At 71.8% G+C, this 26,368-nt stretch carries 24 protein-coding genes and 1 tRNA gene; 15 read left to right on the forward strand and 10 right to left on the reverse strand.

Annotated features, from left to right (window positions below):
• Nucleotides 1-34 precede the first annotated feature (34 nt).
• From ACWF79_RS23255 to ACWF79_RS23290, 8 genes are all read left to right on the forward strand, one after another.
• The gene (locus ACWF79_RS23255) at nucleotides 35-694 is read left to right on the forward strand and encodes a DUF5063 domain-containing protein (RefSeq protein WP_453730052.1); all 660 of its coding nucleotides are present in this window, start codon (nucleotides 35-37) and stop codon (nucleotides 692-694) included.
• 13 nt (nucleotides 695-707) lie between these two features.
• The gene (locus ACWF79_RS23260; RefSeq protein WP_453730053.1) at nucleotides 708-2,699 is read left to right on the forward strand and encodes a tetratricopeptide repeat protein; all 1,992 of its coding nucleotides are present in this window, start codon (nucleotides 708-710) and stop codon (nucleotides 2,697-2,699) included.
• 40 nt (nucleotides 2,700-2,739) lie between these two features.
• Entirely contained in the window at nucleotides 2,740-3,183 is a 444-nt protein-coding gene (locus ACWF79_RS23265; protein WP_453730054.1) for a hypothetical protein, read from the forward strand.
• Nucleotides 3,180-5,195, forward strand: coding sequence for a tetratricopeptide repeat protein (locus ACWF79_RS23270; protein WP_453730055.1), 2,016 nt, complete (start codon nucleotides 3,180-3,182; stop codon nucleotides 5,193-5,195). Before ACWF79_RS23265 ends, ACWF79_RS23270 begins: the two co-directional genes overlap by 4 nt.
• Nucleotides 5,196-5,409: 214 nt before the next feature.
• The gene (locus ACWF79_RS23275) at nucleotides 5,410-6,681 is read left to right on the forward strand and encodes an aspartate kinase (protein WP_453730056.1); all 1,272 of its coding nucleotides are present in this window, start codon (nucleotides 5,410-5,412) and stop codon (nucleotides 6,679-6,681) included.
• A complete protein-coding gene (locus tag ACWF79_RS23280) occupies nucleotides 6,678-7,757 on the forward strand; it encodes an aspartate-semialdehyde dehydrogenase (RefSeq protein WP_453730057.1) in 1,080 nt (359 codons plus the stop codon). Before ACWF79_RS23275 ends, ACWF79_RS23280 begins: the two co-directional genes overlap by 4 nt.
• A 414-nt stretch (nucleotides 7,758-8,171) precedes the next feature.
• Nucleotides 8,172-8,759 (forward strand): SigE family RNA polymerase sigma factor, encoded by a 588-nt coding sequence (locus ACWF79_RS23285; protein ID WP_453730075.1) that lies wholly within the window; start codon nucleotides 8,172-8,174, stop codon nucleotides 8,757-8,759.
• A gap of 92 nt (nucleotides 8,760-8,851) precedes the next feature.
• Entirely contained in the window at nucleotides 8,852-10,000 is a 1,149-nt protein-coding gene (locus tag ACWF79_RS23290) for a hypothetical protein (protein WP_453730058.1), read from the forward strand.
• A 54-nt stretch (nucleotides 10,001-10,054) separates the two neighbouring features.
• Here ACWF79_RS23290 and ACWF79_RS23295 read toward each other — a convergent pair whose 3' ends face one another.
• The 7 genes from ACWF79_RS23295 to ACWF79_RS23325 form a co-directional block, all read right to left on the reverse strand.
• Nucleotides 10,055-10,795, reverse strand: coding sequence for an SURF1 family protein (locus tag ACWF79_RS23295; RefSeq protein ID WP_453730059.1), 741 nt, complete (start codon nucleotides 10,793-10,795; stop codon nucleotides 10,055-10,057).
• A gap of 22 nt (nucleotides 10,796-10,817) precedes the next feature.
• On the reverse strand, nucleotides 10,818-12,641 hold the full coding sequence (locus ACWF79_RS23300) for a prolyl oligopeptidase family serine peptidase (RefSeq protein ID WP_453730076.1): 1,824 nt from the start codon (nucleotides 12,639-12,641) through the stop codon (nucleotides 10,818-10,820).
• 211 nt (nucleotides 12,642-12,852) lie between these two features.
• Nucleotides 12,853-13,071 (reverse strand): hypothetical protein, encoded by a 219-nt coding sequence (locus ACWF79_RS23305; RefSeq protein WP_453730060.1) that lies wholly within the window; start codon nucleotides 13,069-13,071, stop codon nucleotides 12,853-12,855.
• A gap of 55 nt (nucleotides 13,072-13,126) precedes the next feature.
• Complete coding sequence (locus ACWF79_RS23310) at nucleotides 13,127-14,251, reverse strand: protein kinase domain-containing protein (RefSeq protein WP_453730061.1); 1,125 nt, start codon at nucleotides 14,249-14,251, stop codon at nucleotides 13,127-13,129.
• A 199-nt stretch (nucleotides 14,252-14,450) separates the two neighbouring features.
• Nucleotides 14,451-14,524 (reverse strand) — tRNA-Pro (locus tag ACWF79_RS23315).
• A gap of 38 nt (nucleotides 14,525-14,562) precedes the next feature.
• Entirely contained in the window at nucleotides 14,563-15,309 is a 747-nt protein-coding gene (locus ACWF79_RS23320) for a Pr6Pr family membrane protein (RefSeq protein ID WP_453730062.1), read from the reverse strand.
• Nucleotides 15,310-15,343: 34 nt separating this feature from the next.
• Nucleotides 15,344-16,285, reverse strand: a complete 942-nt coding sequence (locus ACWF79_RS23325) for a metallophosphoesterase (RefSeq protein ID WP_453730063.1) — start codon at nucleotides 16,283-16,285, stop codon at nucleotides 15,344-15,346.
• Between the two features lie 73 nt (nucleotides 16,286-16,358).
• On the opposite strand from ACWF79_RS23325, the gene ACWF79_RS23330 reads away from it, so the two are divergent.
• Entirely contained in the window at nucleotides 16,359-16,823 is a 465-nt protein-coding gene (locus tag ACWF79_RS23330; RefSeq protein WP_453730064.1) for a GatB/YqeY domain-containing protein, read from the forward strand.
• A gap of 184 nt (nucleotides 16,824-17,007) precedes the next feature.
• Here ACWF79_RS23330 and ACWF79_RS23335 read toward each other — a convergent pair whose 3' ends face one another.
• A complete protein-coding gene (locus tag ACWF79_RS23335; protein ID WP_453730065.1) occupies nucleotides 17,008-19,239 on the reverse strand; it encodes a transglycosylase domain-containing protein in 2,232 nt (743 codons plus the stop codon).
• A 510-nt stretch (nucleotides 19,240-19,749) separates the two neighbouring features.
• On the opposite strand from ACWF79_RS23335, the gene ACWF79_RS23340 reads away from it, so the two are divergent.
• The gene (locus ACWF79_RS23340) at nucleotides 19,750-20,094 is read left to right on the forward strand and encodes a WhiB family transcriptional regulator (RefSeq protein ID WP_030206027.1); all 345 of its coding nucleotides are present in this window, start codon (nucleotides 19,750-19,752) and stop codon (nucleotides 20,092-20,094) included.
• Between the two features lie 72 nt (nucleotides 20,095-20,166).
• Here ACWF79_RS23340 and ACWF79_RS23345 read toward each other — a convergent pair whose 3' ends face one another.
• Nucleotides 20,167-21,588, reverse strand: coding sequence for an ArsA family ATPase (locus ACWF79_RS23345; protein ID WP_453730077.1), 1,422 nt, complete (start codon nucleotides 21,586-21,588; stop codon nucleotides 20,167-20,169).
• 8 nt (nucleotides 21,589-21,596) lie between these two features.
• On the reverse strand, nucleotides 21,597-22,559 hold the full coding sequence (locus tag ACWF79_RS23350) for an ArsA family ATPase (RefSeq protein WP_453730066.1): 963 nt from the start codon (nucleotides 22,557-22,559) through the stop codon (nucleotides 21,597-21,599).
• Between the two features lie 72 nt (nucleotides 22,560-22,631).
• Here ACWF79_RS23350 and ACWF79_RS23355 point away from each other — a divergent pair, with 72 nt between their 5' ends.
• The 5 genes from ACWF79_RS23355 (at nucleotide 22,632) to ACWF79_RS23375 (ending at nucleotide 26,207) form a co-directional block, all read left to right on the forward strand.
• On the forward strand, nucleotides 22,632-22,793 hold the full coding sequence (locus ACWF79_RS23355) for a DUF4177 domain-containing protein (protein WP_075033571.1): 162 nt from the start codon (nucleotides 22,632-22,634) through the stop codon (nucleotides 22,791-22,793).
• A complete protein-coding gene (locus ACWF79_RS23360; protein WP_453730067.1) occupies nucleotides 22,790-23,272 on the forward strand; it encodes a RidA family protein in 483 nt (160 codons plus the stop codon). Before ACWF79_RS23355 ends, ACWF79_RS23360 begins: the two co-directional genes overlap by 4 nt.
• 147 nt (nucleotides 23,273-23,419) lie before the next feature.
• Entirely contained in the window at nucleotides 23,420-24,403 is a 984-nt protein-coding gene (locus ACWF79_RS23365) for an NUDIX hydrolase (RefSeq protein WP_453730068.1), read from the forward strand.
• Nucleotides 24,400-25,230 carry an MBL fold metallo-hydrolase gene (locus ACWF79_RS23370; protein WP_453730069.1) on the forward strand — a complete coding sequence of 277 codons (831 nt, stop codon included), beginning with the start codon at nucleotides 24,400-24,402 and terminating at the stop codon, nucleotides 25,228-25,230. Before ACWF79_RS23365 ends, ACWF79_RS23370 begins: the two co-directional genes overlap by 4 nt.
• A gap of 92 nt (nucleotides 25,231-25,322) precedes the next feature.
• Nucleotides 25,323-26,207: a prohibitin family protein gene (locus ACWF79_RS23375; protein WP_453730070.1), complete on the forward strand. Its 885-nt coding sequence runs from the start codon at nucleotides 25,323-25,325 to the stop codon at nucleotides 26,205-26,207.
• Nucleotides 26,208-26,368 lie beyond the last annotated feature (161 nt).

The raw sequence follows: 26,368 nt of genomic DNA on the forward strand, positions 1-26,368 counted from the left end.
GCGCCCGCGCCCGCGCTCGAAGGAGGCACCCGCGATGTCTGACGCCACACTGCACGCGATCACGCAGGACCCGGACGACTTCGTGGTCCAGATCGCCGACTCGATCGAGTCGTTCATCGTGGCGACCACGGAAGTGGCCAAGGGCGACGAGCCCGACAGCGCGGTGCCCTTCCTGCTCCTGGAGATCTCCCAACTGCTGCTGGCGGGCGGCCGTCTCGGCGCGCACGAGGACATCCTCCCGGACGAGCGCTACGAGCCCGACACGGGCCCGGAGCCGGACGTGGACGACCTGCGCGAGCGCTTCGCGCTGATGCTGGACCCGGTGGACGTCTTCTCCGAGGTCTTCGACCCGTACGAGCCGCGCAAGGCACCCGTACCGGCCCGGATCTCCGACAACCTGGCCGACATCATCACCGACCTCCGCCACGGCCTGGCCCACTACCGCGCGGGCCGCACGAGCGAGGCCCTGTGGTGGTGGCAGTTCTCGTACTTCTCCAACTGGGGCCCGACGGCCTCGGCGACCCTCCGCGCCCTCCAGTCCCTCGTCGCCCACGTCCGTCTCGACCAGCCGCTGGCCGCCCTGGACGGCCTGGACACGGACGAGGACCTGGCGGAGGACGACCTCGCGGAGGAGGCGGGTCGCGTGATGGCGGAGGAGATCGCGGGTCCGCTGGGGCTGGGCCTGAAGAAGTAGCGCTTCGACTGCCATGACGGGGGGAGCGGAGGCGTCCGGCGCGCGATCCGTGGCCGCCGGCGGGGCGATAGGCCGCGTCAACACGGGCGACTACGTCACGCAGGTCGAGCACGGGGTCGTGCTGCCGGCGGAGGCACTCACGCTCTCCCCCGGGGGACTGGTCCACCTCCCGGAGCGCACGAAGCTGTTCGTGGGCCGCGCCCGTGAACTCACGTTGCTGGACGAGGGCACGGGCCTCCAGGCCATCTGCGGCTTGGGCGGCATCGGCAAGTCGACGCTGGCGGCGCGGTGGGCGGCGGACCGGGTGGCCGACCACACGGTGGTCTGGTGGATCACGGCCGAGACACCGGCGGAACTGGACGCGGGCCTCGCGGACTTGGCGCGGGCGATGCAGCCGTCCGTGGTGGGCGTCCTGCCCGAGAACGCCCTACGGGAACGGGCCTTGCAGTGGCTGGCGTCGAACGACGGCTGGCTCCTGGTCCTGGACAACGTCTCCGACCCCGCGGACCTGCGCCCCCTGCTGGCCCGGGCGGGCGACGGCGGCCGGATCCTGGTGACGTCCCGCCGGGCGAGCGGCTGGCAGGACCTCGGCCGGACGGTGGCACTGGACGTCCTGGGCCCGGGGGAAGCGGCGGAACTGTTCACGGGCGTGTGCGAGGCCGAGGACGGCCTCGGTGCGCTGTGCGAGGAGTTGGGCTACCTTCCGCTGGCCTTGAAGCAGGCGGCCGCGTACTGCGCGGAGGCCGGCATCACGCCACGTACGTACTTGGAACTGGTCGCCGCCTATCCCGCCGAGATGTTCGCGGCGACGGCGGAGGGCGGCGAGGCGGAGCGGACGCTGGCGCGGGTGTGGCAGGTGACCCTCCGCCGCCTTGCGGACACCCCGCGTGCGGTCACCATCCTCGGCATCATCGCCTGGTGGGCGCCCGAGGGCATTCCGCGCTGGCTCCTTGAGCCGTTGGGAACGCGTCTGGAGGTCACGGAGGCCCTGCGGCGGCTGGCCGCCCACAGCATGATCACGCTCCGGGAGGGTGAGGTGACCGTCCACCGGCTGGTGCAGGCGGTGGTACGGGTGGGCCCGGGGGACGCGACGCTGACTGCCGAGGTCCGTGAGCTCGCCGTGAAGGCGCTCCACCTGGGCGACTCTCTCGTGCCGGTTGGCGGGGAGCGCCAGGTCGCCGTGCACGCGGAGGCGCTCGCCGGGCACACCGATCCGGCGGAGGACACTGCGGCGGCGGCGGTCTTGTTCCAGCTGGCGGGAGCGCTCTTCAGCGTGGACACAGCCATGAGCCGGGCCCTACCGCTCTGCGAGCGGGCGGTGAACTCTCTGCGCCGAATCCACGGCCCGGACCATCCGGACACGCTGCGCGCGGTGCAGAACCTTGCCCTGACCATGGATATGGCAGGGAGCAGGACACGGGCCATCGAACTTCTGACGGATGGCTTTGAGGAGCGGCTGCGGGCCCTCGGGCCGGACGATCCCTCTACGTTGGAAGCACGCGAGCACCTGGCCCGGGTCCTGCGGAAGAGCGAACCGAAGCGAGCGCAGGAACTGCTCGCCGAGAACGTCGTGCGATATCACAACCTCATGGGGCCCGTGCATCCCCACACGATCCAGGCGCGGTTTGCTCTGCTCCAGGCCCGTTCCGGCGAGGCCGTCGAAGTGGCGGCGCTTGAGGAACTCGCCGCCGAAGCCGAGCGTGCGTCGCCGGAGGATCCCGACCTGGGAGTCGCGATCAAGCGGGCCCTGATCGTTGCGCTCTCGCTGACCGGGGAGACGGAGCGTGCGCTCGCCGTGGCGGAAGAAGTGATCGAGGACTCTCGGCGCCGCAACGGCCCTTCCGCCGCCCACACCCTCCTGTCGCGTCTTCTCGCCGTCCAGGTAATCAGGCAGGGCGGACAGGAGGATCGCGGTCGTGCCCTGGGAGCCGAGCTGTTGGAAGAATGCATGCGGGTGCTCGGGGAATGCACGGTGACGCGGCTGGTGCGGGAGGCGATGGCCTGAGGCCCGCACTGCACCGCGGCCGCGCTGTCATCATGGACGCATGGCAACGGGGACTCAGGGTCGGTCAAAGGCCCTTCTGTGGAGCGGTGTTGGTGTCGGTGTCGTCGGGATCGGCGCACTCGTCGCCGTCGCCCTCGCCGACCTCGGCAAGGCCGACCAGATCGCGAGCGTCATGGGGGCCGTTCTCGCCGCCGTCGGGCTCGGGCTCTCCCTGTGGGGACAGTTCGGGCGGGGCGCGGCCACGTCACCGCCCCCGCCGAGCGTGACCGCCTCGGGAGCCGGCGCCGTCGCCGCGGGCGGGAACATCGGGTCCGTGGCCACGGGCAGCGGCACGACCCCCGCGCCGAACCCTGCGCCCGTCCCCGCGCCCGCGCCCGCGGTGAACCCCGCCCCGCCTTCCGCCCGCGGGCCCGTAACCGCCTCCGGTGACCGTTCCGTCGCCGCCGGTGGGGACATCGGGAGCGTGTCGACGGGGGACGCGTGACGGGGGTCGAGCGGGGAGTCGAGGCTTCCGGGGGCCGGGCCGTCGCCGCCGGCGGGAACATCGGCAGGGTCGCGACCGGGGACTACGTCACCCAGGTCGAGCGCGCGGTCCTGCTCCCGCCGGAAGCCCTCGCGCCGGCCGCCTGCCCGGACGGACTGGTCAACATCCCCCGGAAGGCCGTGCGGTTCGTCGGCCGTGAACGCGAACTGGCTTGGCTGGACGCGCACGTCGACGGCGACGAGCATCGTGTCGCCGCCCTCCGCGGCCTCGGCGGCATCGGCAAGTCCACCCTCGCCGCCCACTGGGCGACCCTGCGCGCCGGGGTTCATCACCCCACCTGGTGGATCACCGCCGAGACCCGCGCCGATCTCGACTCGGGGCTCGCCGCCCTCGCCGGGGCGATGCAGCCCGTGCTGATCGACGTCCTCCCTCAGGAGGCCCTGCGGGAGCGGGCGTTGCAGTGGCTGGCCGCCCACGAGGGGTGGCTGCTCGTCCTCGACAACGTCACCCACGCGGCCGACGTCGAGCCGCTGCTCTCGCGAGTCGCCCCGGGCGGTGGCCGGATCCTGATCACGACCCGGCAAGCGGCCGGCTGGGACGGCCGTGCGGAGGTCCTGGCCCTGACCGTGCCGGGCCAGGACGACTCGTACGCGATGTTCACGCAGGTCGTCACCGGTCTGGGGCCGACCGACGCCCTCCGTGCGAGGACCCTCTGCGCGACCCTGGGCCACCTGCCGCTCGCCGTCGCCCAGGCAGCCGCCTACTGCGCCGAGACCCGGACCACACCGGGCGAGTACCTCGACGAACTGGGGCAGTACCCGGGGGAGCTGTACGAGACGCACGGCGACGGGGAACAGGCCGTTGCCCGGACCTGGCGGCTCACCCTCGACCGGCTCGTCGCCGCCGATCCACTCACCGGCACCCTCCTGCGGGTCCTCGCATGGTGGGGGCCCGACAGGATCCCGCGGCACCTGCTCGACCGGCTCGGCCGGCCGCCGCTCGTGCGCCGCGCCGTCGGGCGGCTCGCCGCGCACAGCATGGTGACGCTGCACGAGGACGGCGCCGTCTCCGTACACCGGCTCGTGCAGGCCGTCGCGCGTACGGCGGATGCGAGCGATCCGCACCGTTGTGCCGAGGACATCGACGCGGCCCGCCTCCTCGCGGAGGAGGTGCTGACGGCAGCCGTGCCCCGGGGCACGGACGACCGGGCGGAGTGGAAGGCGTGGCGCGAGCTGTTCCCGCACGTCGAGGCCCATCTCGGGCATGTCGACCCGGCGGCCGACACGGCGACCACGGCCGAGCTGGTGGACCGGGGGGCCCAGTTCCTGGTGTCGGCCAGGGACCTGGGGGAGGCCGAGAGCTGGTTCGAGCGGGCCGTCGCCTGCCGGGAGCGGGTGCTCGGCGCGGACCATCCCCGTACGGCCGCCAGTCGTCAGAGCCTCTCCGAGTGCTGGGGCATCCAAGGAGACCTGGAGCGGTCGGCCGAGCTTCAGGCGCGGGTCGTCGCCGACCTGGAGCGCGTGCTCGGTGAGGACCGGACCGAGACGCACGTCGCCCGGGGCAAGCTCGCGATCACCCGGCGCCACCTGGGCGACAAGGACGGCGCCGTCACGCTTCTCGAAGGGGCGCTCGCCGGGCTCGAACGGCTGCTGGGGCCCGCCCACCGGGACACGCTGCTGGTACGGAGCAACCTCGGCATCGCCTACCAGGACGCCGGTCGTCTGGAGGACGCGATCGCCCTTCAGGAGCGGACCCTCGCCGAGCGGGGGCGACTGCTCGGCCCCGACCACCCGGACACGCTGACCTCCCGGCTGAATCTCCTCCGGCTGTACGAGGCGGTGGGAGAGGTCGAGCGGGCGGCGGCCGAGTTCGACGCGGTGTTCGACGACGCCGTACGGGCGCTGGGTGAGGACCACCCGTTCACCAGCCACCTGATGCACGTACAGCCACCGGGCGGGTGGACCGCGCACCACATGCCGCCGGGGTGGTTCCCGGGCGCGTTCGACTGGTGACCTGCGGTCCGGAGGTGTGAGCCCGCGCACACCTCCGCGTACCCCCGCTCCTCCCGGGCATGCGGTCTCCCACGGGCGGCCCGGGTTTCACGGTCGTGATCACGTCCTGAGCGGGACATCTCAGGATGCGATATACGGTCGGCGATTCCGGGCCGCTCGTTAAACTGAGCCGACCGCAGTAATGACTGCGGCAGAGACTGAGCGAGGAGCGCACGTGGGCCTTGTCGTGCAGAAGTACGGAGGCTCCTCCGTTGCCGATGCCGAAGGCATCAAGCGCGTCGCCAAGCGGATCGTGGAAGCCAAGAAGAACGGCCACCAAGTGGTGGTCGTGGTCTCCGCGATGGGCGACACGACGGACGAGTTGATCGATCTCGCCGAGCAGGTATCCCCGATGCCTGCCGGGCGTGAGTTCGACATGCTGCTGACCGCCGGAGAGCGGATCTCCATGGCCCTGCTGGCCATGGCGATCAAAAACCTGGGCCACGAGGCCCAGTCGTTCACGGGCAGCCAGGCCGGCGTCATCACCGACTCGGTCCACAACAAAGCGCGCATCATCGATGTCACGCCGGGCCGGATCCGTACCGCCCTCGACGAGGGCAACATCGCCATCGTCGCGGGCTTCCAGGGTGTGTCCCAGGACAAGAAGGACATCACCACGCTCGGCCGCGGCGGCTCGGACACGACCGCCGTCGCGCTGGCCGCCGCGCTCGACGCCGAGGTCTGTGAGATCTACACCGACGTCGACGGCGTCTTCACGGCCGACCCGCGCGTGGTGAAGAAGGCGAAGAAGATCGACTGGATCTCCTTCGAGGACATGCTGGAGCTCGCCGCCTCCGGCTCCAAGGTGCTGCTGCACCGCTGCGTCGAGTACGCACGTCGTTACAACATCCCGATCCACGTCCGCTCGTCCTTCTCGGGGCTGCAGGGCACCTGGGTCAGCAACGAGCCGCAAGGGGACCGCAAGGTGGAGCAGGCCATCATCTCGGGCGTCGCCCACGACACCTCCGAGGCGAAGATCACCGTCGTCGGCGTGCCGGACAAGCCGGGCGAGGCCGCGGCCATCTTCCGCGCCGTCGCGGACGCCGAGATCAACATCGACATGATCGTCCAGAACGTGTCGGCGGCGTCGACCGGTCTGACGGACATCTCCTTCACCCTCCCCAAGGCCGAGGGCCGCAAGGCCATCGACGCCCTGGAGCGGACGAAGAACCTGATCGGCTTCGACTCGCTGCGCTACGACGACCAGATCGGCAAGATCTCGCTGGTCGGTGCCGGTATGAAGACCAACCCGGGCGTCACCGCCGACTTCTTCCGCGCGCTGTCGGACGCGGGTGTGAACATCGAGCTGATCTCGACCTCCGAGATCCGCATCTCGGTCGTCACCCGCGCCGACGACGTCAACGAGGCCGTGCGCGCCGTCCACACCGCCTTCGGCCTGGACAGCGACTCCGACGAGGCCGTCGTCTACGGAGGCACCGGACGATGACCCGTAAGCCGACGCTCGCGGTCGTCGGTGCGACCGGAGCCGTCGGTGCGGTCATGCTCCAGATGCTCACGCAGCACGCGGACGTCTGGGGCGAGATCCGACTCGTCGCCTCTCCCCGCTCGGCCGGCGCCAAGCTGGCCGTACGGGGGGAGGAGACCGAGGTCCTCGCCCTGAGCGAGGAGGCACTGGAGGGCGTCGACCTCGCCCTCTTCCTGGTGCCCGAGGACATCGCGGCGCAATGGGCGCCGATCGCCGCCGCCAAGGGCGCGGTCGTGGTGGACACCTCCGCCGCCTTCCGGGCGGACCCGGACGTGCCGCTGGTGGTCCCCGAGATCAATCCCCACTCCGTACGCGTACGGCCCCGGGGCATCGTCGCGAGCCCCGGCTGCTCCACGCTGGCGCTGATCGTCGCCGTGGGCGCCCTGCACGCCGAGTTCGGGCTCGGCGAACTCGTGGTGACCGCTCAGCAGGCCGCGAGCGGCAGCGGGCAGGCGGGCGTCGCCGCGCTGCGCGCGCAGCTCTCGCTGGTGGCCGGGACCGAGCTGGGCACGCACCCCGGTGACGTCCGGCGGGCCGTCGGCGACGACACCGGCCCCTTCCCCGGCCCGGTCGCGCTCAACGTGGTGCCCTGGTCCGGAGCCCTGACGGCGGACGGCTGGTCCTCCGAGGAGCTGGCGCTGCGCGAGGAGACCCGCAAGATCCTCGACCTTCCCGGGCTGCCCGTCGCCGCGACCTGCGTCCGCGTCCCGGTGGTGACCGCGCACTCGGTCTCCGTGCACGCGCGGTTCGAGCGGCCGGTGAGCGTCGGGCGGGCGCACGAGATCCTGGCGACCTCGCCGGGCGTGGTGCTCTTCGACGATCCGGCCTCGGGCGACTTCCCCACGCCCGCCGACGTCGTGGGCACGGACCCGGTCTGGGTCGGGCGGGTGCGCCGGTCGATGGACGACGAGCGGACGCTGGAGTTCTTCGTCTGCGGCGACAACCTGCGCAAGGGCGCGGCGCTGAACGCCGTGCAGATCGCCGAGTCGATCATTCGCCCGGAGGGTCCGGAGCGTCCGGAAATCGGCGACGACTGATCGTTCGACTTTGTAGGATCTGTGAACGACCTGTGAGCAAGTCGGCTCCAGATGCCCCTTGAACTGGGGTGACGGCATGTCGGACGATGCTCTTCACACGTACCGCAACCGGTAGTTGGGCCACGGGCGTCTCCATGCGCACCGATGTGGTGGGTCGCGAGACGTGCCGTGAATACGGGGCATTGGGGAAGAACGGGTACGCATGAGGGCAATTGGTGCACCGTCGAGAACGGTGCCGTACTCGTACAACCCTGACGGGGGGAAGCGTGTCCAACAGGCGTGGCAGAGGTTCTCGACATCGCGGCGGTCGTCCCGCTCCGCGGCACGCTCACGGTTCCCGCACGCGCCGGCTACGCCCCGGGCAGCGGCGTCCCTGTGGTGCGCCCGCTCCGGCGGCCGCGTCCGGCCGGCGGCATGCCGGTGATCGCACCCATGCCCGCGGGGACACGGACGGCCGGTGTGAACGGCATTCCCTCGCCCCGCGAGAGCACTGAAGGCGTCGTGTCCGCGGGTACGACCGTCGATCACCTGACCGAGACCTACCGGGCGCACTACCGCTCGCTGCTCGGACTCGCCGCGCTGCTCCTCGACGACACCGCCTCCTGCGAGGACGTGGTCCAGGAGGCGTTCATCCGCGTCCACTCCGCGCGCAAACGGGTCCGGGACCCGGAGAAGACCCTGGCCTATCTGCGTCAGACGGTCGTCAACCTCTCCCGCTCGGCGCTGCGCCGCCGCATCCTCGGGCTCAAGCTGCTGTCCAAGCCGATGCCGGACATGGCGAGCGCGGAGGAGGGCGCCTACGACCAGCTGGAGCGGGACGCGCTGATCAAGGCGATGCGCGGACTCCAGCGGCGGCAGCGTGAGGTGCTGGTCCTGCGGTACTTCGCGGACATGACGGAGGCCCAGGTGGCCGAGACCCTCGGGATATCCCTGGGGTCGGTGAAGGCGTACGGCTCGCGTGGCATCGCGGCGCTGCGCGTCGCGATGGAGGCGACGGCATGAGCTCCGGCGGTACGAGTTCCGGTGGCACGAGTTCCGGTGGTACGAGCGGGCTGCCCCCGCGCGGCCCCGACGGTGAACGCGAACGCGACGACATGGGACACAGGATTGTGAACGACGGGCCGGACAACGAGCGGGCCGACGGCCACGACGACCTCTTCGACGGCGACGAACTGGCGCTGCGACGGCTGCTGCACGGCGCCGTGGGCGACCTCCAGCCCTCCGACGGAGCCCTCGACCACCTGCGCCTGGCCGTACCCGCGCGGCGCACCCGCAAGCGCCAGGCCGTCGTCGGATTCGCCGCGGCCGCCGTGCTGCTCGGCACGGCCGTGCCCGCCTTCGTGCACGTCGCCAGCTCCGACGGCATCACCGCCGACCAGGCCGTCAACGCCGGGCACGGCGAGGAGGCGCAGGGCGGCACCGGCTCCGAGACCGGGGTCGAGGGCGGCGGGCAGGGCGCCGGCGAGTCGAGCACCGCCGCTCCGAGCCAGGGCGCCGGCGCGGGCGGAGCGCACGAGCAGGACGGCGCGAACGGCACCACGGGCGGCGGCTCGCAGTCGCCGACGGGGTCCCTCCCGGCCTGCCAGGCCGACCAGCTGGGCGTCGGCTCCGCATACGCGGGCGGGCCCGACGCCGAGGGGAAGGTCTACGGCACGTTCCGCATCGCCAACGTCTCCGGCAAGGAGTGCGTGGTCACCGGCGGCGGCAGCGTCGGCTTCCAGGCGCTCGGGGCGGCGGACCCGTCCAAGATCACGATCGTCGCGCACACGGCCGGGGACGCGGCGAGCGGGCTGCCCGACCCCTCGCAGGAGTCGCCCACGCTGGTCCTCAAGCCGGACAACGCCTACGAGGTGAAGTTCGCCTGGGTCCCCGCGTCGACCTGCCCGACCACGGGCACACCCCCGGACCCCGACCCCGGCCCGGACCCGGAGCCCACCCCGACGCCGACACCGACGCCCACCCCGACTCCGTCGAAGGACGGCGAGAGCGCTTCGGCGGGGGCCGGCGGCTCGACCGGCACGGGCGGTGACACGACCGACGGCACGGCACCGCAGCTCGTCACGGACGGGGCACGCGCCGACGGCGAGGGCACCGCACCGCAGCTCGTCAGGGACGGGACGCCCGCCGACGGCAGCGTCGCGATCAGCCACACCGCCGAACCGGGCGGCCCGCTGGCGGCCACGACGATCCCCAACGCGTGCGCGGGCACCATCTACCGCACAGGCGTCCTGGACGCGTCGTAGCGGGCCCCTGCGGCCCTGCCGCCCTGGCGGCCCTCGCTACAGGGGCGGCCCTCGCTACAGGCCCAGCGCCTCGTCGCGCTGGGCCTCCGCCTCGCGGCGGAGCAGGCGGAACCACATGAAGACGACGAACCCCGCGAAGACGAACCACTCCGCCGTGTAGCCGAGGTTCTGGAACGCCTTCAGGTCCAGCGACGTGCCCGCCGCGGCCGCCGCCGGGACGGGGGTCAGCCCGGCGGGCGAGTCCGTCAGCGTGACCCAGGCGTCGTAGACCTCGTCGGGGACCACGTTGACGAGGGAGCCCGCGCTGATCATGGCGAGCTGGCCCTCCGGGAGGCCGCCCGCCGCGTGGACGCCCTTCGTCCCCGTGGTCTCGGACGCCTGGAGCGCGCCGACCACGGTGACCTCGCCCGTCGGCGGGGCCGGCGCCTTCGCACCGGCCGGCAGCCAGCCCCGTACCACCGGCAGGGACTTGCCGCCGTCGGTCTTCAGCATCGTCAGGACGTACGCGCCCGCGCGCCCGTCCAGCTCACGGCCCGGCACCAGGAACTGCTCCCCGTACCGGCCGCTCGCCTCCGCGTGCCGGCCCGAGGTCTCCTTGTCCACCGGCAGCAGCGCGTCCAGCGGTTCGGTCCGGAGCGTGCCCGGGTCCGGGGCCCGCTCCGCCTCCCGGTGGGAGTCGACGCGGTCCTCGAACTTGCCCATCTGCCACGTCCCCATGAAGAGGCAGAACGGGATCGCCAACAGGACGAAGACGTTGATCCCCCACCAGCGGGGCGTTCTCAGGAACCGGTACACCCCTCCACGGTACGCAGCCGCCTCACCCCCCGACCGGTCGGGTCCCCAGGTGACGCGCGGCGAAGGCGAGCTCCTGGCGGACCTGCTTGATCCGCTCCTCCACCACCAGGGAGCCGTGCCCCGCGTCGTACCGGTACACCTCGTGGACCGCGCCCCGGGCGGCGAGCCGGTCCACGTAGTTGTCGATCTGGCGGATCGGGCACCGAGGGTCGTTGACGCCCGCCGAGATGTACACCGGGGCCGTGACCTTGTCCACGTACGTCAGCGGGGACGAGGCCTCGAACCGGTCCGGCACCTCCTCCGGCGAGCCGCCGAACAGCGTCCGGTCCAGCGCCTTCAGGGCCTCCATCTCGTCCGCGTACGCCGTCACGTAGTCGGCGACCGGGACGGCGGCCAGCCCCACCGACCAGGCCTCCGGCTGCGTGCCGAGCCCGAGCAGCGTGAGATACCCGCCCCAGGAGCCGCCCGCCAGGACCAGCTTCGACGGGTCGGCGAGCCCGGATTCCACCGCCCACGCGCGGACCGCCGCGATGTCCTCCAGCTCGATCAGACCGACGCGGTGCTTGAGCGCGTCCGTCCACTCCCGGCCGTAACCGGTCGAGCCGCGGTAGTTGACCCGGACCACCGCGTACCCGTGGTCGAGCCAGGCGGCCGGGCCCGAGGCGAAGGCGTCGCTGTCGTGCCAGGTGGGGCCGCCGTGCACCTCGAAGATCGTCGGGAACGGCCCCTCGCCCTCCAGCGGCCGCTGCACGAGGGCGTGGATCCGGCCGCCCGGGCCCTCCACCCACACGTCCTCGACCGGCACCGAACCGGGCGCCCGCGGGCCCGGAGCGTCGAGGACGACCCCGCCGTCCGTCGAGCGCACCCGCGCCGGCTCGGCGGCCGAGGACCAGAGGTACTCCACGGTGCCGTCGGGGCGGGCCGTGGCGTCCGACACCGACCCGGCCGGGGTCTCCACCCGCACCAGGGCGCCCGTCGCGATGTCGTACCGCCACAGCTCGCTGCGCGCCTCGAAGCTGTGCACGATCAGCAGGCCCGTGCCGTCCACGTACCACTCCGCCGAGACGTCGCCCGGCAGGTCGAGGCGGAGGTCGGTCTCCTGGCCCGTCGCCACGTCCCAGAGCATCGGCTCCCAGCGGCCCCGCCGCTGGTGCCCGACGAGCAGCCGCGTGTCCCCGTCCACGGGCGCGAAGCCCAGCACGGAGAGCCCCAGCTCCTTCGTGCCGCCCTTGGAGTCGTCCAGCTCGGCCACCACCGCGTAGTCCTCGGTGCGCAGCACCCGCAGGGCCTCGTGCATCGCGTCGCCGTGCTCGGTGTGCTCGATCACGAGCAGCGAACCGTCGTGCGAGAGGTCGCCCACCCCCGCCGACTCCGGGTGCCGGTAGATCTCGACGGGAGCCGCCCCGCCCCGTACGAGATGGATCGTGGAGCCCTCCTCGTCCGTCGAGCGGCCGACGACCACCGTGCCGTCCCGGCCGATCGTGAGCCCCGCCGGATAGGAGGGCGCGAGCCCGGGCACCGCGGGCTCGTCCGCGCCGCCCTCGAACGGCTGGCGCATCCAGACCCCGAACTCGTCCCCGTCCTTGTCCGAGAACCACCAGATCCACTGCCCGTCCGGCGACAGCGTGCCGTCCGTCGTCCCGTTCGGCCGGTCCGTGACCTGCCGCTGGGCGCCGGTCGCCCGGTCCCACGCGTACAGCTCGTACGTCCCCGTCGCGTTGGACACGAACAGCGAACGATCGGGCGCCTCCTCGGCCCACTCGGGCAGGGACACGCGGGGGGCCCGGAATCGCTGTTCCCAGGCGGGGATGTCGGTGATCTCGTTGCTCTCGGTCATGCCCCCCATCATGCTCCGAACGGCGGACATTCCGTCGCCCTCGTCCGCAGCCTGTGGATAACTCCCGAACGACCGGCCCGCCACCCCTGGGCACCCACTCCGTCCGGGTCACGCCGTCGGGACCGCCATGCACGGCGGAACGCGCCGCCCACCTACTTATCCTGACTACCCGTCGGACGGAGGCTCGAGAGCGGGCTCGACGACGGGCTCGACGAAGCGCTCAGTCGCGAGGCCGGTCCGACGGAGATCCGCCCCCGGGCGTCCCGTCGGACGATCCCTCGACGGTCTTCGACAGCCGGCTGCGGACGACGGCGGTGCCGATGGCTCCCGCGACGGCTGCGGCGCCGAGCCCTAGGGCGAGGACGGACGGTCCGGAGTCGGAGACGACATCGGCGGGAACGGTGGTCGCCGCCTCGGCGGCTGTCCGAAGGGGGTGCATGTCCCCAGGGGACCGGACCGCACCGCGCCGGGCCACCCGGCGGACCCCGTTCGGGTCATGACAGCCAGGCCATGCCGATGAGGAGGAAGACGACGAAGGCGATGCCGCCGGCGACGGCGGCGGTCTTGCGGGGCCGCCGCCGGGAGAGGGCCGCGAGGCCGCTCTCCGCCCGGCGATCCTGACGCCGAGGAGCCCCACCGCTCCTGGGCGGGGAGGCGGGCCGCGCAGAGGGCCGGGAGGCGGGCCGTGCGGTGGGCCGGGGCGCGGGCCGCGCGGCGGTCCTGGAGCCGGGCCTGGGGACGGGCCGTGCGGTGGGCCGGGACGCCGGCCGGGAGAGGGGCCGGGCCACGGACTGAGGCTGCGCGTGTTCACGCCAGGCCCCCGAGGTGAACCAGTCCGCGATGTCCTGGGCCGGGGGTCTCTGCTCGGGCTCCTTCGCCAGCATGCGGAGGAGGTACCCCTCGAACGCGGCGGGCAGCCCCACCCCGAGCTGCCGGGGCGGCGCGGGCGGCGTGTCGATGTGCTGGTACAGCAGGGACGTGGCGGTGTCGCCCTGGAACGGGGGCCGCCCGGTGAGGAGTTGGTACAGCACGCAGCCGAGCGAGTACACGTCGGAGGCCGGCGAGGCGGCCCGGCCGAGGGCCCGCTCGGGGGCGAGGTAGAGGCCGGTGCCGACGATCTGCCCCGTGGTCGTGAGCGCGGCGGACGGGTCGTCGACGAACCGGGCGATCCCGAAGTCCGCGAGCTTCACGGTCCCGTCCCCGTCGAGCAGCAGGTTCCCGGGCTTGATGTCCCGGTGCACGACGCCCTCCCGATGCGCGGCGGCGAGCCCGGCGGCGGCATGCGCGGCCACGACGGCCACCCGCTCGGCCGGCAGCACCAGGGGCGGCGCCCCCGGCTCGGAGGCGAGGCTGCTCCCTTCGACCAACTCCATGACGAGGTACAACTTCCCGTCCCACGTACCGAAGTCGAAGACGCCGACGACATGGGGATGACTCAGCCGCGCGGCGGTCTGCGCCTCCAGCCGGAACCGCTCACCGGCGGAAGGATCGGTCTCGTGCCCCAGCATCAACTTCACGGCCACGGCCCGCCCGAGCACCTCGTCGGTGGCCTGCCACACCTCTCCCATGCCACCACGGCCGACACACACATGAAGCCGATATCGGTCCGCGACCAGCACCTGAGACCCAGCCTTTCGACGGTCGACAACCTGACAGCACGCGTCGCCGTCCTCCGCCGTCCGGCACCGATGCCGTAACAGCGTAGAGCCGCTTGATCGACTTCCCACACACGGCCCGTCCCCTGGACACCAGGCCCAAACACGGACAGGGGCCCGACCCGCTCTCGCGGATCAGGCCCCTGACCTGGTGTTTCAGCTGTCGGGGTGGCGGGATTTGAACCCACGACCTCTTCGTCCCGAACGAAGCGCGCTGCCAAGCTGCGCTACACCCCGATGTCACTGCGCTGTTCTTCACGTCGCGGCGACATCGATTACTTTAGCCCACCCGCGCCCTGAGACGAAATCCGGTTTTCGCGGCGCCTCACCGCAGGTCGGACGCGGTCCAGGGTGACGATCGCGAGGCCCAGGGCGTAGAAGGCGGCGCCCAGGACCAGGGCGTTCACGGCCACGCCGGTGTAGCCGTAGCGGGCGACGTCGATGAAGGGGTACGTGTAGCGCGTCGGGGCGTCCGGGGAGAGGAGGGCGCCGCGGATCAGGGCGAAGACCAGGTACGCCGCCGGGGCCGCGAGCCACTGGGCCGCGTGGCGCCACCGGAGGGCACCGGGGAGCATGAGGAGGAGCCAGTCGAGGACCGCGCCCACCGGGGTCACGGTGTGCAGGAGCTGGTTGGCGACCGCCTTCCCGCCCGTGAGCTCGGCGATCTCCGCCGCCACGTTGAACTCGCTCGACCCGTTCGCCAGGACGAAGTGGAAGACCAGCCCCACCACCGAGATGCACAGCAGCACCCCGCCCGTCCACAGCGCCGGCAGCGGCGGTCGGCCGGTCCAGGCGCGGCGGGCCGACAGCGCGAAGACCACCGCGACCGCGATGTTCGACCAGATCGTGAAGTAGCTCAGGACGACCGGCACGCTCCCGAGGACGCACTCGATCACCACGCCCGTCGCCGCCGCGAGCGCGATCAGGCCGCGCAGGACTGCCGCGAGGGGACGACGGACGGTGGGTATGACGGCGGAGGCGGGCACGGCTGCTGCGGCCGCGGCTGAGTTCGGCGTGAGCATCCCCCCACCGTAAAGCCGCGTGGGGGAAGCCCGCTCAGTCGCGTGCGGTCAGCGTCAGGAGTGTCGCCTCCGGCGGGCAGGCGAACCGGACCGGCGTGAACCGGTTCGTGCCGCACCCCGCCGAGACGTGCAGGTACGAGGTCCGCCCCGTCACCGTGTGCGTCGACAGGCCCCTCGCCCGGTCCGTGTCCAGGTCGCAGTTGGTCACCAGCGCGCCGTAGAAGGGGACGCGCAGCTGACCGCCGTGCGTGTGCCCGGCGAGGATCAGCTCGTAGCCGTCCGCCGTGAACGCGTCCAGCGTCCGCAGGTACGGGGCGTGCACCACGCCCATCGAGAAGTCCGCCGTCGCGTCCGGGCCGCCGGCCACCTGCTCGTACCGGTCCCGCTTGATGTGCGGGTCGTCCAGTCCGGTGAACGCCAGGTCCAGGTCGCCGGGCAGCTTCAGCCGGCCGCGCGTGTTGGTCAGGTTCACCCAGCCCGCCTCGTCGAAGGCGTCCCGGATGCCCTCCCACGGGTTGTGGACCGCGCCCACCGCCGGCTTGTTGCCGTTCAGGCCGTGGCGCCCCTGGGCCTTCTCCATGAGGTAGCGCGCGGGGTTGCGCAGCCGGGGCCCGTAGTAGTCGTTGGAGCCGAAGACGTACACGCCCGGGTACTCCATCAGCGGGCCGAGCGCGTCCAGGACCTCCGGCACCGCGTCCGTGTCCGAGAGGTTGTCGCCGGTGTTCACGACGAAGTCCGGGCGCAGCCCCGCGAGCTTCTGCAGCCACGCCCGCTTCTTGCGTTGGCCGCACACCATGTGGATGTCGGAGACCTGAAGGACCCGCAGGTCCCGCATCCCGCGCGGGAGCACCGGGACCGTCGCCCGGCGCAGCCGGAACGAGCGGGCCTCGAAGCCCGCTGCGTAGACGATTCCGGCCGCGGCCGTCGCCGTGAGACCTGCCGTGATCTTCAGGGGGATCCCGTACCGTGCGCGCATCCCCCCATCGTCGCAGACCCGATGGGCGGAAATGCGCGGGCGGGTGGGGCGGGGCACCTGACACACTTGGGGCATGACCACGCTCAAGGCCAAGCTTCAGGACGACCTCAACGCCGCCATCAAGGAGCGCGACGAGCTGCGCTCCTCGACGCTCCGGCTCACCCTCACCGCGATCACCAAGGAGGAGGTCTCGGGCACGACCAAGCGCGAGCTCTCCGACGACGAGGTGCAGAAGGTGATCGCCCGCGAGGCGAAGAAGCGCCGTGAGGCGGCGGAGGCCTTCGCTCAGGGCGGCCGCGCCGAGTCCGCCGAGCGGGAGAAGGCGGAGGGCGTCCTCCTCGACGCGTACCTGCCGAAGCAGCTCGACGACGCGGAGCTGGAGCAGATCGTCGCCGCCGCCGTCGCCGAGGCCAAGGCCGCCGGCGCCGAGGGCCCGCGCGCCATGGGCGCCGTCATGAAGATCGTGAACCCGAAGGTCGCCGGGCAGGCGGAGGGCGGTCGCGTGGCGGCCGCGGTGAAGAAGCTCCTCGCCGGCTGACCCCGCCGCCCCAAGGACTCACCGAGCCTCCCGAGCCCGCGGGCCTGCCGAGCCACGTGAGCCCGCGGGCCCCGAGTCGCCTGAACCCGCGGGCCGCCGAGACCGCGGCCCCGAGCCCCCGAGGGCCGTACGTACGACTGAGGGCGCCCCCCGCCGCGCGGGAGGCGCCCTCCGTCGGATCTGCTTACCGGCCGCCACCGTTGCCGTTGCCGCCCCGGCCGTTTCCGCCGCCGATCAGGTCCGGCGGGATCGTGATGCCGAAGTCGGGTCGGTCGCCCGGCTTCTCGGGCTTGCCCGGCTTGTTGTCGCCGGCGGGCTTGTCCTTCTCCTTGTCCTCGGGCTTCTCGCCGCGCGGTACGGAGATGGGGGCGAACCTCGACGTCTCGGAGGCGTCCATCGCCCCCCTCATCGCGATCTTCCAGATCGGACCGGGGAGGCAGCCACCGCAGACCTTCGGGTAGTACTGGCCGCCGATGGTGATGTCGAACATCGACACCTTCTCGCCGATGTCGTCACCGACCCAGACGGCCGTGGACAGGTTCGGCGTGTACCCCACGAACCAGGCGTCCTTGCGGTCGTTCGTCGTACCCGTCTTGCCCGCGTTGTCGCGGTCGCTCAGACCCGCCTTCGTACCGGTGCCGTCCTCGACGACGCCCTTCAGCATCTGGTTGACCGTGTCGGCGGTCCGCTCGCTCATGGCCCGCGAGCACTCGGTCTGAGGAACCTTCAGCTGCTTGCCGTCGGCCGTCTTGATCGACTCGATGGCGATCGGGGTGCAGTACGTGCCGCGGTTGGCGAACGTGGCGTAGACGGCCGCCATGTCCAGCGGGGTGGCCTCGATGGAGCCGAGCGTGATCGAGGGGCTTTCCTTGACCTTCTTGCCGAGCTCCCGCTCGTACCCGACGTTCTTCGCCATCGTGATCGTCTCGCACAGGCCGGCCATCTGCTCCAGCTTGGCGAAGTACGTGTTGATGGACTTGCCGAGCGCGCTCGTCATGTCCCAGGTGCCGGTCTCGGACTTGAGCTCGTTGTTGACTTCCCAGTTGGCGTACCCGGCCGGCTTGCCGTCGCAGCGCGTGAACGAGTTCTCCGGAACGTTGATCTGGTAGCCGGAGGAGAAGCTCTGCGCGGGGCTCAGCCCCTTCTCCAGGGCGGCCGCGGCCGTGATCGGCTTGAAGGTCGAGCCGACCTGGAAGCCGTACGTCGTGCCGCCCATCTTGCTGCCGACGGCCAGGTTGAGCGTGGTCTGGTGCTGCTTCTGGTCGAGACCGTACGGCCGCGATTGACCCATCGACAGGATCTTGCCGCTGCCCGGCTGGACCTGGACGACCGACGCGGCGACCTTGTCGTCCTCGTTGACATGGGCGACGGCGGCCTCGTTGGCCGCCTCCTGGGCGCGCGGGTCGAGCGTGGTCCGGACGGTCAGGCCGCCCAGGTTCCACAGCTTCTGCCGCTCCTCGACCGTCTTGCCGAAGACCGGGTCGTTGAGGATCGTCTTGCGCACGTAGTCGCAGAAGAAGCCGGATCCGTCGACGGCGGTGATGCAGCCGTTCTTCGGGGACTTCACCTTCAGCTTGATCGGCGCGGCCTTCGCGCGGTCCGCCTCCGCCTGGCTGATGTCCTTCACGTCGGCCATCCGCTGGAGCACCACGTTGCGACGCTTGGTGGCTTCCTCCAGGTCGTTGACCGGGTCGTAGCGGCTCGGCGACTGGACGAGGCCGGCCATCATCGCGGCCTCCTCCAGCTTGAGGTCGGCGGCGGGCTTGGAGAAGTAGCGCTGGGCCGCCGCCTCGATGCCGTAGGCCTGCTGGCCGAAGAAGGTGATGTTGAGGTAGTTCTCGAGGATCTTCTTCTTCCCCAGCTCCTCCTCGACCTGGATCGCGTACTTCAGTTCGCGCACCTTGCGGCCGATGGTCTGCTGGGTGGCCTGGGCGACCTTCTCGGGGTCGTCACCGGCCTCCTCGACGAAGACGTTCTTCACGTACTGCTGCGTGAGCGTGGACGCGCCCTCGGAGACGCCGCCCGACTGGGCGTTGCGGTTGATCGCGCGCAGCACGCCCTTGAGGTCGATCGCCCCGTGCTCGTAGAAGCGCGAGTCCTCGATCGCGACGATCGCCTTCTGCATGTACGGAGAGATCTTCTCCAGCGGCACGACCTTCCGGTCGCGCGAGTACACGGTGGCGAGGGTGCCGCCCTCCGAGTCGAGGATGGTGGTCCGCTGACTCAGGGGTGGCGTCTTGAGGTTGGACGGGATCTCGTCGAACCCCTCGACCGTCCCCTTCGCCGCCAGCCCCAGTGCACCGGCCGCGGGCAGGGCGATACCCGCCAGCACGGCTCCGGAGAGCACACTGACACCGAGGAACTTGGCGGCCTGCTGGGTCCCGGTCAGACCTCCGCCCGAGCGCTTCTTTGCCATGAGGGGCAGCCTAATCCGTAAGTCTGTGCGTTCCGTAGGAGCAGGGGCCTCTCGGAGCGTTCGCGTACCAGACCGTGACATCCGGCCACGACGACGTGAGCCGCCGACGTTCCCATTCGCCGGACACAGGGACAGGCGTTGGCCTAAGCTGCTGCCAACTGTCACAGCAGCGTGGTTCCGCATCAAGACCCGCGTGACATCGGCAGGAATTCCCTTGGCCCCGAACCTTGGGAACCCCCTGCCCGATTCCGCCCCATGCGTCACTCGACGCCCCAAGTGACTCCGTCACAGTCGGGCGAACTGTACCGGTTCGCCGGTTTCGACACGCATGTCCTCGGGTCACTCCCCTGGGTGATCTGCCGCGTACGCATAGTCCGTTCGGGCCATTCAAGATTGGGCCCGAAGGGGGTGTTGCGCTGTGCCCACCTTCCGTAACGTCACCAACTGGCAGCGGTGAATATGCCGCTACCGCCGTGGGGGAGCCTCGATTCGGGAGAGGACGGCGCCGGTATGGGCTGGGTAGCTGACTGGAGTGCGCAGGCGGCCTGCCGCACTACCGATCCGGATGAACTTTTCGTGCAGGGAGCGGCGCAGAACAGGGCGAAGGCGGTGTGTACCGGATGTCCGGTGCGGACCGAGTGCCTGGCGGACGCCCTCGACAACCGCGTGGAGTTCGGCGTGTGGGGCGGCATGACGGAGCGCGAGCGCCGCGCCCTGCTGCGCCGCCGGCCGACCGTCACCTCGTGGCGGCGCCTGCTGGAGACGGCGCGGACGGAGTACGAGCGGGGAGCGGGCCTGCTGCCCGTGGCGATGGACGACGACGCGACGTACGAGGCGTACGCGGCGGTGGGCTGACCCGTCCCCGCCGGGACAGCACGCGCCACGTGAGGGATGCACACGTGCGCGTGCCGGGACCGATCGGACCGATCAGGGGGACAGCGTCCGGCCGGCGGTGAGGCGATCGCCGATGGCCCGCAGCCCGTCCAGGTCGTGCACGTCGCCGGGCAGAGCTGCCACTTCGGCGACGGCCACCTCGGGGTGGAGCGCCGTGAACCGGTCGCGCGTGCGCTGCTCGCGCGCGAGCACCTGCATCCGCTCGGCATGGAGCCGGAGCAGACCGGCGGTCAGCTGCTGGATGTCATGCGCCTCGGCCGTGGCGTCGATGGCGGTGTCCTCGACGGCGGTGTCCTCGGCGCCTGCGTCGTCGGCTGTGGGGGCAGCCTCGTCGTGCGCGGAACGTGCGGCAGAACGTACGGCGGTGCTCGGGACGGTCTCGGCGGCGGTCGCGGGGTCGGACGGCTCGATGCGCGGCAGCTCGCTGTCCGACAGCTCGGGGGTAGTGGCGCGGGAGCCACGCCCAGCAGTCTTCCCCGCCCCCTGATCCACAATGCGCCCCTCGTCAAGATTTTCCGCCGCGGCCCGCGCCCGCTCGGCCGAGAGCCCGGCGGCGCCGCTGCCGTGCACGCGGTTGAGGACCAGACCCGCCAGCGGCATCTCCTCGGCCGCCAGCCGCTCCACGAAGTACGCCGCCTCGCGCAGCGCGTCCCGCTCCGGCGTGGCGACGACGAGGAACGCCGTGCCGGGCGCCTGGAGCAGCTTGTACGTCGCGTCCGCACGGGTCCGGAAGCCGCCGAACATCGTGTCCATCGCGGCCACGAAGGTCTGCACGTCCTTCAGGAACTGACCTCCCAGCAGCTTCCCCAGCGTCCCCGTCATCATCGACATCCCGACGTTCAGGAACTTCATCCCCGCCCGGCCGCCCATCTTCGCGGGGGCCATCAGCAGCTTGATGAACTTCCCGTCCAGGAAGGACCCGAGCCGCTTCGGCGCGTCCAGGAAGTCGAGCGCGGAGCGCGACGGCGGGGTGTCGACCACGATCAGGTCCCACTCGTCGCGGGCCCGCAGCTGACCGAGCTTCTCCATCGCCATGTACTCCTGCGTACCGGCGAAACCGGCCGACAGGGACTGGTAGAAGGGGTTCTCCAGGATGGCCCGGGCCCGCTCGGCATCCGCGTGCGCCTCGACGATCTCGTCGAAGGTCCGCTTCATGTCGAGCATCATCGCGTGCAGCTGTCCCCCGTCGGACCCCTTGATGCCGTCCACCTCGCGCGGCACGTTGTCCAGCGAGTCGATCCCCATCGACTGCGCGAGGCGCCGCGCCGGGTCGATCGTCAGCACGACGACCTTGCGGCCCCGCTCCGCCGCCCGTACGCCGAGGGCCGCCGCCGTCGTCGTCTTGCCGACGCCGCCCGCGCCGCAGCAGACGATGATCCGGGTCCCCGGGTCGTCGATGAGCGGATCGAGTGCGAGTACGGGTACGGAGTCGAGACCGTTCACCGTGCCGTTCACCGGACCCGTCACACGCCCACCCCTTGTTTCCGCAGCTCCTTCGCCAGCCGGTACAGGCCCGCGATGTCCGCCCCGTCCCCCAGGAACGGGAGTTCGTACGCCGGTACGTCCAGTCCCATGAGCACCGCCCGCTGCTCCCGCTCCAGCTCCACCCGCTGCGCGTGCTCGGCCGCCTGCTCCAGGAGCGGATCGACCAGCTTCGTACCGCCCCGGACGCCCGCCGCCGCGAGGGTCCGCGCGACCGCGTCCCGGTGGTCGCCGGAGGCCGCCCGTACCGCCGCCTCGTCGAGGACGTGCGGACGGACCATGTTCACGATGACTCCGCCCACCGGCAGTTCGGCCGCGCGCAGCTCCGCGATGCCGTCCGCGGTCTCCTGGACCGGCATCTCCTCCAGGAGGGTCACCAGATGCACGGCCGTCTCGGGGGACTTCAGGACGCGCATCACGGCCTGCGCCTGATTGTGTATCGGGCCGATCCTGGCGAGCCCCGCCACCTCGTCGTTGACGTTGAGGAAGCGGGTGATCCGACCGGTCGGGGGCGCGTCCATGACGACGTGGTCGTAGGTGTAGCCGCCGTGCTTCTCGCGTCGGCGGACCGCCTCGCAGGCCTTGCCGGTCAGCAGCACGTCCCGTACCCCGGGCGCGATCGTCGTCGCGAAGTCGATCGCCCCGAGCTTCTTCAGGGCCCGGCCCGCGCTGCCCAGCTTGTAGAACATCTGGAGGTAGTCCAGGAGGGCGCGCTCGGCGTCGATGGCCAACGCGAAGACCTCGCCCCCGCCCGGACCGACGGCGATCTTGCGTTCCTCGTACGGAAGAGCCTCCGTCTCGAAGAGCTGTGCGATGCCCTGTCTGCCTTCGACCTCCACGAGGAGGGTCCGCTTGCCCTCTGTCGCGAGGGCGAGCGCGAGGGCGGCGGCGACCGTCGTCTTACCGGTACCGCCCTTGCCGCTGACGACCTGGAGCCTGCTCACGCCTTCGAGCCTAACCACTGGAGCGGCAGCCTAAGCAGGAGGGCGCCTGTGGCAGCGGATACAGTCGGCTCCATGACCAAGTGGGAATACGCGACCGTGCCCCTTCTCGTGCACGCGACGAAGCAGATTCTGGACACCTGGGGCGAGGACGGGTGGGAGCTCGTCCAGGTCGTTCCCGGCCCGAACAACCCCGAGCAGCTCGTGGCCTACCTGAAGCGGGAGAAGAGCGCGTGAGCGGGACCGTCGAGGCGAAGCTCGCCGAGCTGGGCCTGACCCTGCCGGAGGTCGTGCCGCCGCTGGCCGCCTATCAGCCGGCTGTCCAGTCGGGTGTGTACGTCTACACCGCGGGCCAGCTCCCGATGGTGGAGGGCAAGCTTCCGGTGACCGGCAAGGTCGGCGCCGAGGTCACCGCCGAGGAGGCCAAGCAGCTCGCCGCCACGTGCGCGCTGAACGCGCTCGCGGCCGTGAAGTCGGTCGCCGGTGACCTGGACCGGATCAAGCGGGTCGTGAAGGTCGTCGGCTTCGTCGCCTCGGCCGCCGACTTCACCGGCCAGCCCGGCGTCATCAACGGCGCCAGCGAGCTGCTCGGCGCGGTCCTCGGCGACAAGGGCGTGCACGCGCGCAGCGCCGTGGGCGTCACCGTCCTGCCGCTGGACGCCCCGGTCGAGGTCGAGGTCCAGGTGGAGCTCGTCGACGCCGAGGTCGCCGCCTAGGGAGCGTCGCGAGCCGGGCCAGGCTTCGGACACGACCCAGGCCCAGCTCCGACCACCTGCACGGTCGTACGTTCGTCAAGAGCCGGTTCTCCCGCCCAGGGGGAATCGGCTCTCGTGCATGGCGGTAGTTGCGCATACCATCCGGCCATGCCGAATGGTCAGTGGTACCCGCCGGAATGGCCCGACCGCATCCGCGCCCTCGCCGCGGGCGAACTCACCCCGGCGACCCCCAGACGGGCCGCCACGGTCCTGCTGCTGCGCGACGGCACGGACGGGCCGAGCGTCCACATGCTGCGGCGCCGCGCCTCCATGGCCTTCGCGGGCGGCGCGTACGCCTATCCCGGCGGCGGGGTCGACCCGCGCGACGAACACCCGGTGCGCTGGGCCGGCCCCTCCCTGGAGAGCTGGGCGGCCCGCCTCGGCGTGGCGAGCACGCAAGAGGCGCAGGCGATCCTCTGCGCGGCCGTGCGCGAGACGTACGAGGAGGCGGGCGTGCTGCTCGCCGGGGAGACCGCCGACTCCGTGGTGGGGGACACCACCGGCGAGGAGTGGGAGAAGGACCGGGTGGCGATGGTCGACCGGGAGCTGTCCTTCGCCGACTTCCTCGACCGGCGCGGGCTCGTGCTGCGTTCGGACCTGCTCGGCGCGTGGGCGCGCTGGATCACGCCCGAGTTCGAGCCGCGGCGGTACGACACGTGGTTCTTCGTGGCCGCACTCCCGGCCGGTCAGCGCACGCGAAACGCCTCGTCGGAGGCCGACCGCACGGTCTGGATCCGTCCGCCGGAGGCGACGGCCGGTTACGACCGGGGCGAGTTGACGATGATGCCGCCGACGATCTCGACCCTGCGCGCGCTCACGCCGTTCGGCTCGGCCGCGGAGGCGCTGGCCGCCGCGCGGGACCAGGACCTGACTCCCGTGCTGGCGCAGGCCCGCCTCGAAGGCGACGAGCTGATCCTGAGCTGGCCGGGCCACGAGGAGTTCACCAAGCACATCCCGACGGGCGCGGATTCCGGTGCGGCCGGTCCGGCCGCGGACGGCCCGACGCCCGCCGTCCCGGACGTGGGCGGTCCGACAGCCGCCGTTCAGGACACGCAGCCGGACACGGACACCGGTCGCGGGGGTGCGCGATGACCGCCGCCGGTTCGCTGCCCGGGCAGCCCCGGGGCGGGGTCCTCTCCGGCCCGGCGACCGCCCGTACCGTCAACGTCCTCGCGCCCAATCCGTCCGCGATGACCCTGGACGGCACCAACACCTGGATCGTCTCCGAGCCCGACTCCGACCTCGCCGTCGTCATCGACCCCGGGCCGCTCGACGACGGCCACCTCCACAACGTCGTCGCGACCGCCGAGAAGCTGGGCAAGCGCGTCGCGCTCACCCTCCTCACCCACGGTCACCCCGACCACGCCGAGGGCGCGGGCCGGTTCGCCGAGCTGACCGGGACCCGGGTACGGGCCATGGACCCGGCGCTGCGCCTCGGTGACGAGGGCCTCGCCGCCGGGGACGTCGTCACGGTCGGCGGTCTGGAGCTGCGCGTGGTGTTGACACCCGGGCACACCTCGGACTCGCTCTCCTTCCATCTCCCCGCCGACCAGGCCGTCCTGACGGGCGACACGATCCTGGGTCGCGGCACGACGATCGTCGCCCACCCCGACGGGCGGCTCGGCGACTATCTGGACTCGCTGCGCCGGCTGCGCTCGCTCACCGTCGACGACGGCGTCCACACCGTGCTCCCGGGACACGGCCCGGTCCTGGAGGACGCCCAGGGCGCGGTGGAGTTCTACCTCGCGCACCGCGCCGGCCGGCTCGCGCAGGTCGAGACGGCCGTGGAGAACGGCCACCTGACCCCCTCGGAGGTGGTCGCCCACGTGTACGCGGACGTGGACCGCTCGCTCTGGCCGGCCGCCGAGCTCTCCGTACGGGCGCAGCTCGAGTACCTGCGGGAGCGCGGCCTGATCTGACGCCCCGTCGCACTCCACCCCCGAGGGCGTACCGCACGGACCGTGCTTTACGCTCCGCTTACATCTGGCCGTAGCTCTCGGGGGGAAAGCCCGTGTTCGTCATATCGATACTGCTGCTGATCGCGGCGGTCGTGCTCTTCTTCGTCAGCCGGGCCAACGGCTCGAAGGGGCTGAAGCTGGGCGCACTCGGCGCGGTCCTCGCCGGCGCCTTCTCCCTGCTCGCGAGCATGACGTACGTCGTCAGCGCGTACGAGGTCGGCGTCCCGGTCGCGTTCGGCAAGGTGGGCGAGCCGATGACCTCGGGCATGCACGTGAAGTCGCCCTTCACCGACGTCACGACCTTCTCCACCCGCCCCGTCGACCTCAACCTCTCCGACAAGGACGTGGTCGAGGTCCGCTCCTCGCAGGGTGGCGTGATGGAGGTCGAGGTGACCGTGAAGTGGGCGGTCACGCCCGCCAAGGCCGTCGAGCTCTACCGGCTCGCGGGCAGCGAGGAGTCCATCCAGACGCGGCTGGTCTACCCCGACAGCCGGGAGATCGTCCGGAACGTCTTCGCGCGCTACACGAGCGAGCAGGGCTACGCCAGCGACCGCGAGAAGATCAACGCCGAGATCGGCACGCTCATCAAGGAGCGCCTCGCTCCGCGTGGGATCGACGTCACCGCCGTCAACCTGCGCAACGTGAAGCCCTCGGCGGCCCTACAGACCCAGATCGACCGCAAGATCCAGCAGCAGCAGGCGACCGAGCGCGCCACCGAGGCGTCCCGTACGGCCAAGGCAGAGTCCGACCGGCGCCGTATCGAGGCCGAGGGCATCGCCCGCGCCAACAAGATCCTCAACGACTCGCTGACGGACAAGGTCCTGATGAACCAGTGCATCGACGCGTACAAGGAGGCCGCGGCGAAGAACCCGGTGTACGCGGTCCCGTGCGGCGGCGGCACGGGCAACCCGCTGATCGTGGACGGCACGAAGCGGTAGTCGCGCGGTACGAGAAGGCGCGCTACGAGGAAGGCGCGCTACGAGGAAGGCGCGCTACGAGGAAGGCGCGCTACGAGGAAGGCCGCCCCGGCCCTGTGCGGGGGGCCGTCCGCGGACGGACCGAACTGGCGACCGCGGGCGCTTCGCGAGCCGCGCCACGG

The organism is Streptomyces sp. NPDC054975 (assembly GCF_053609105.1).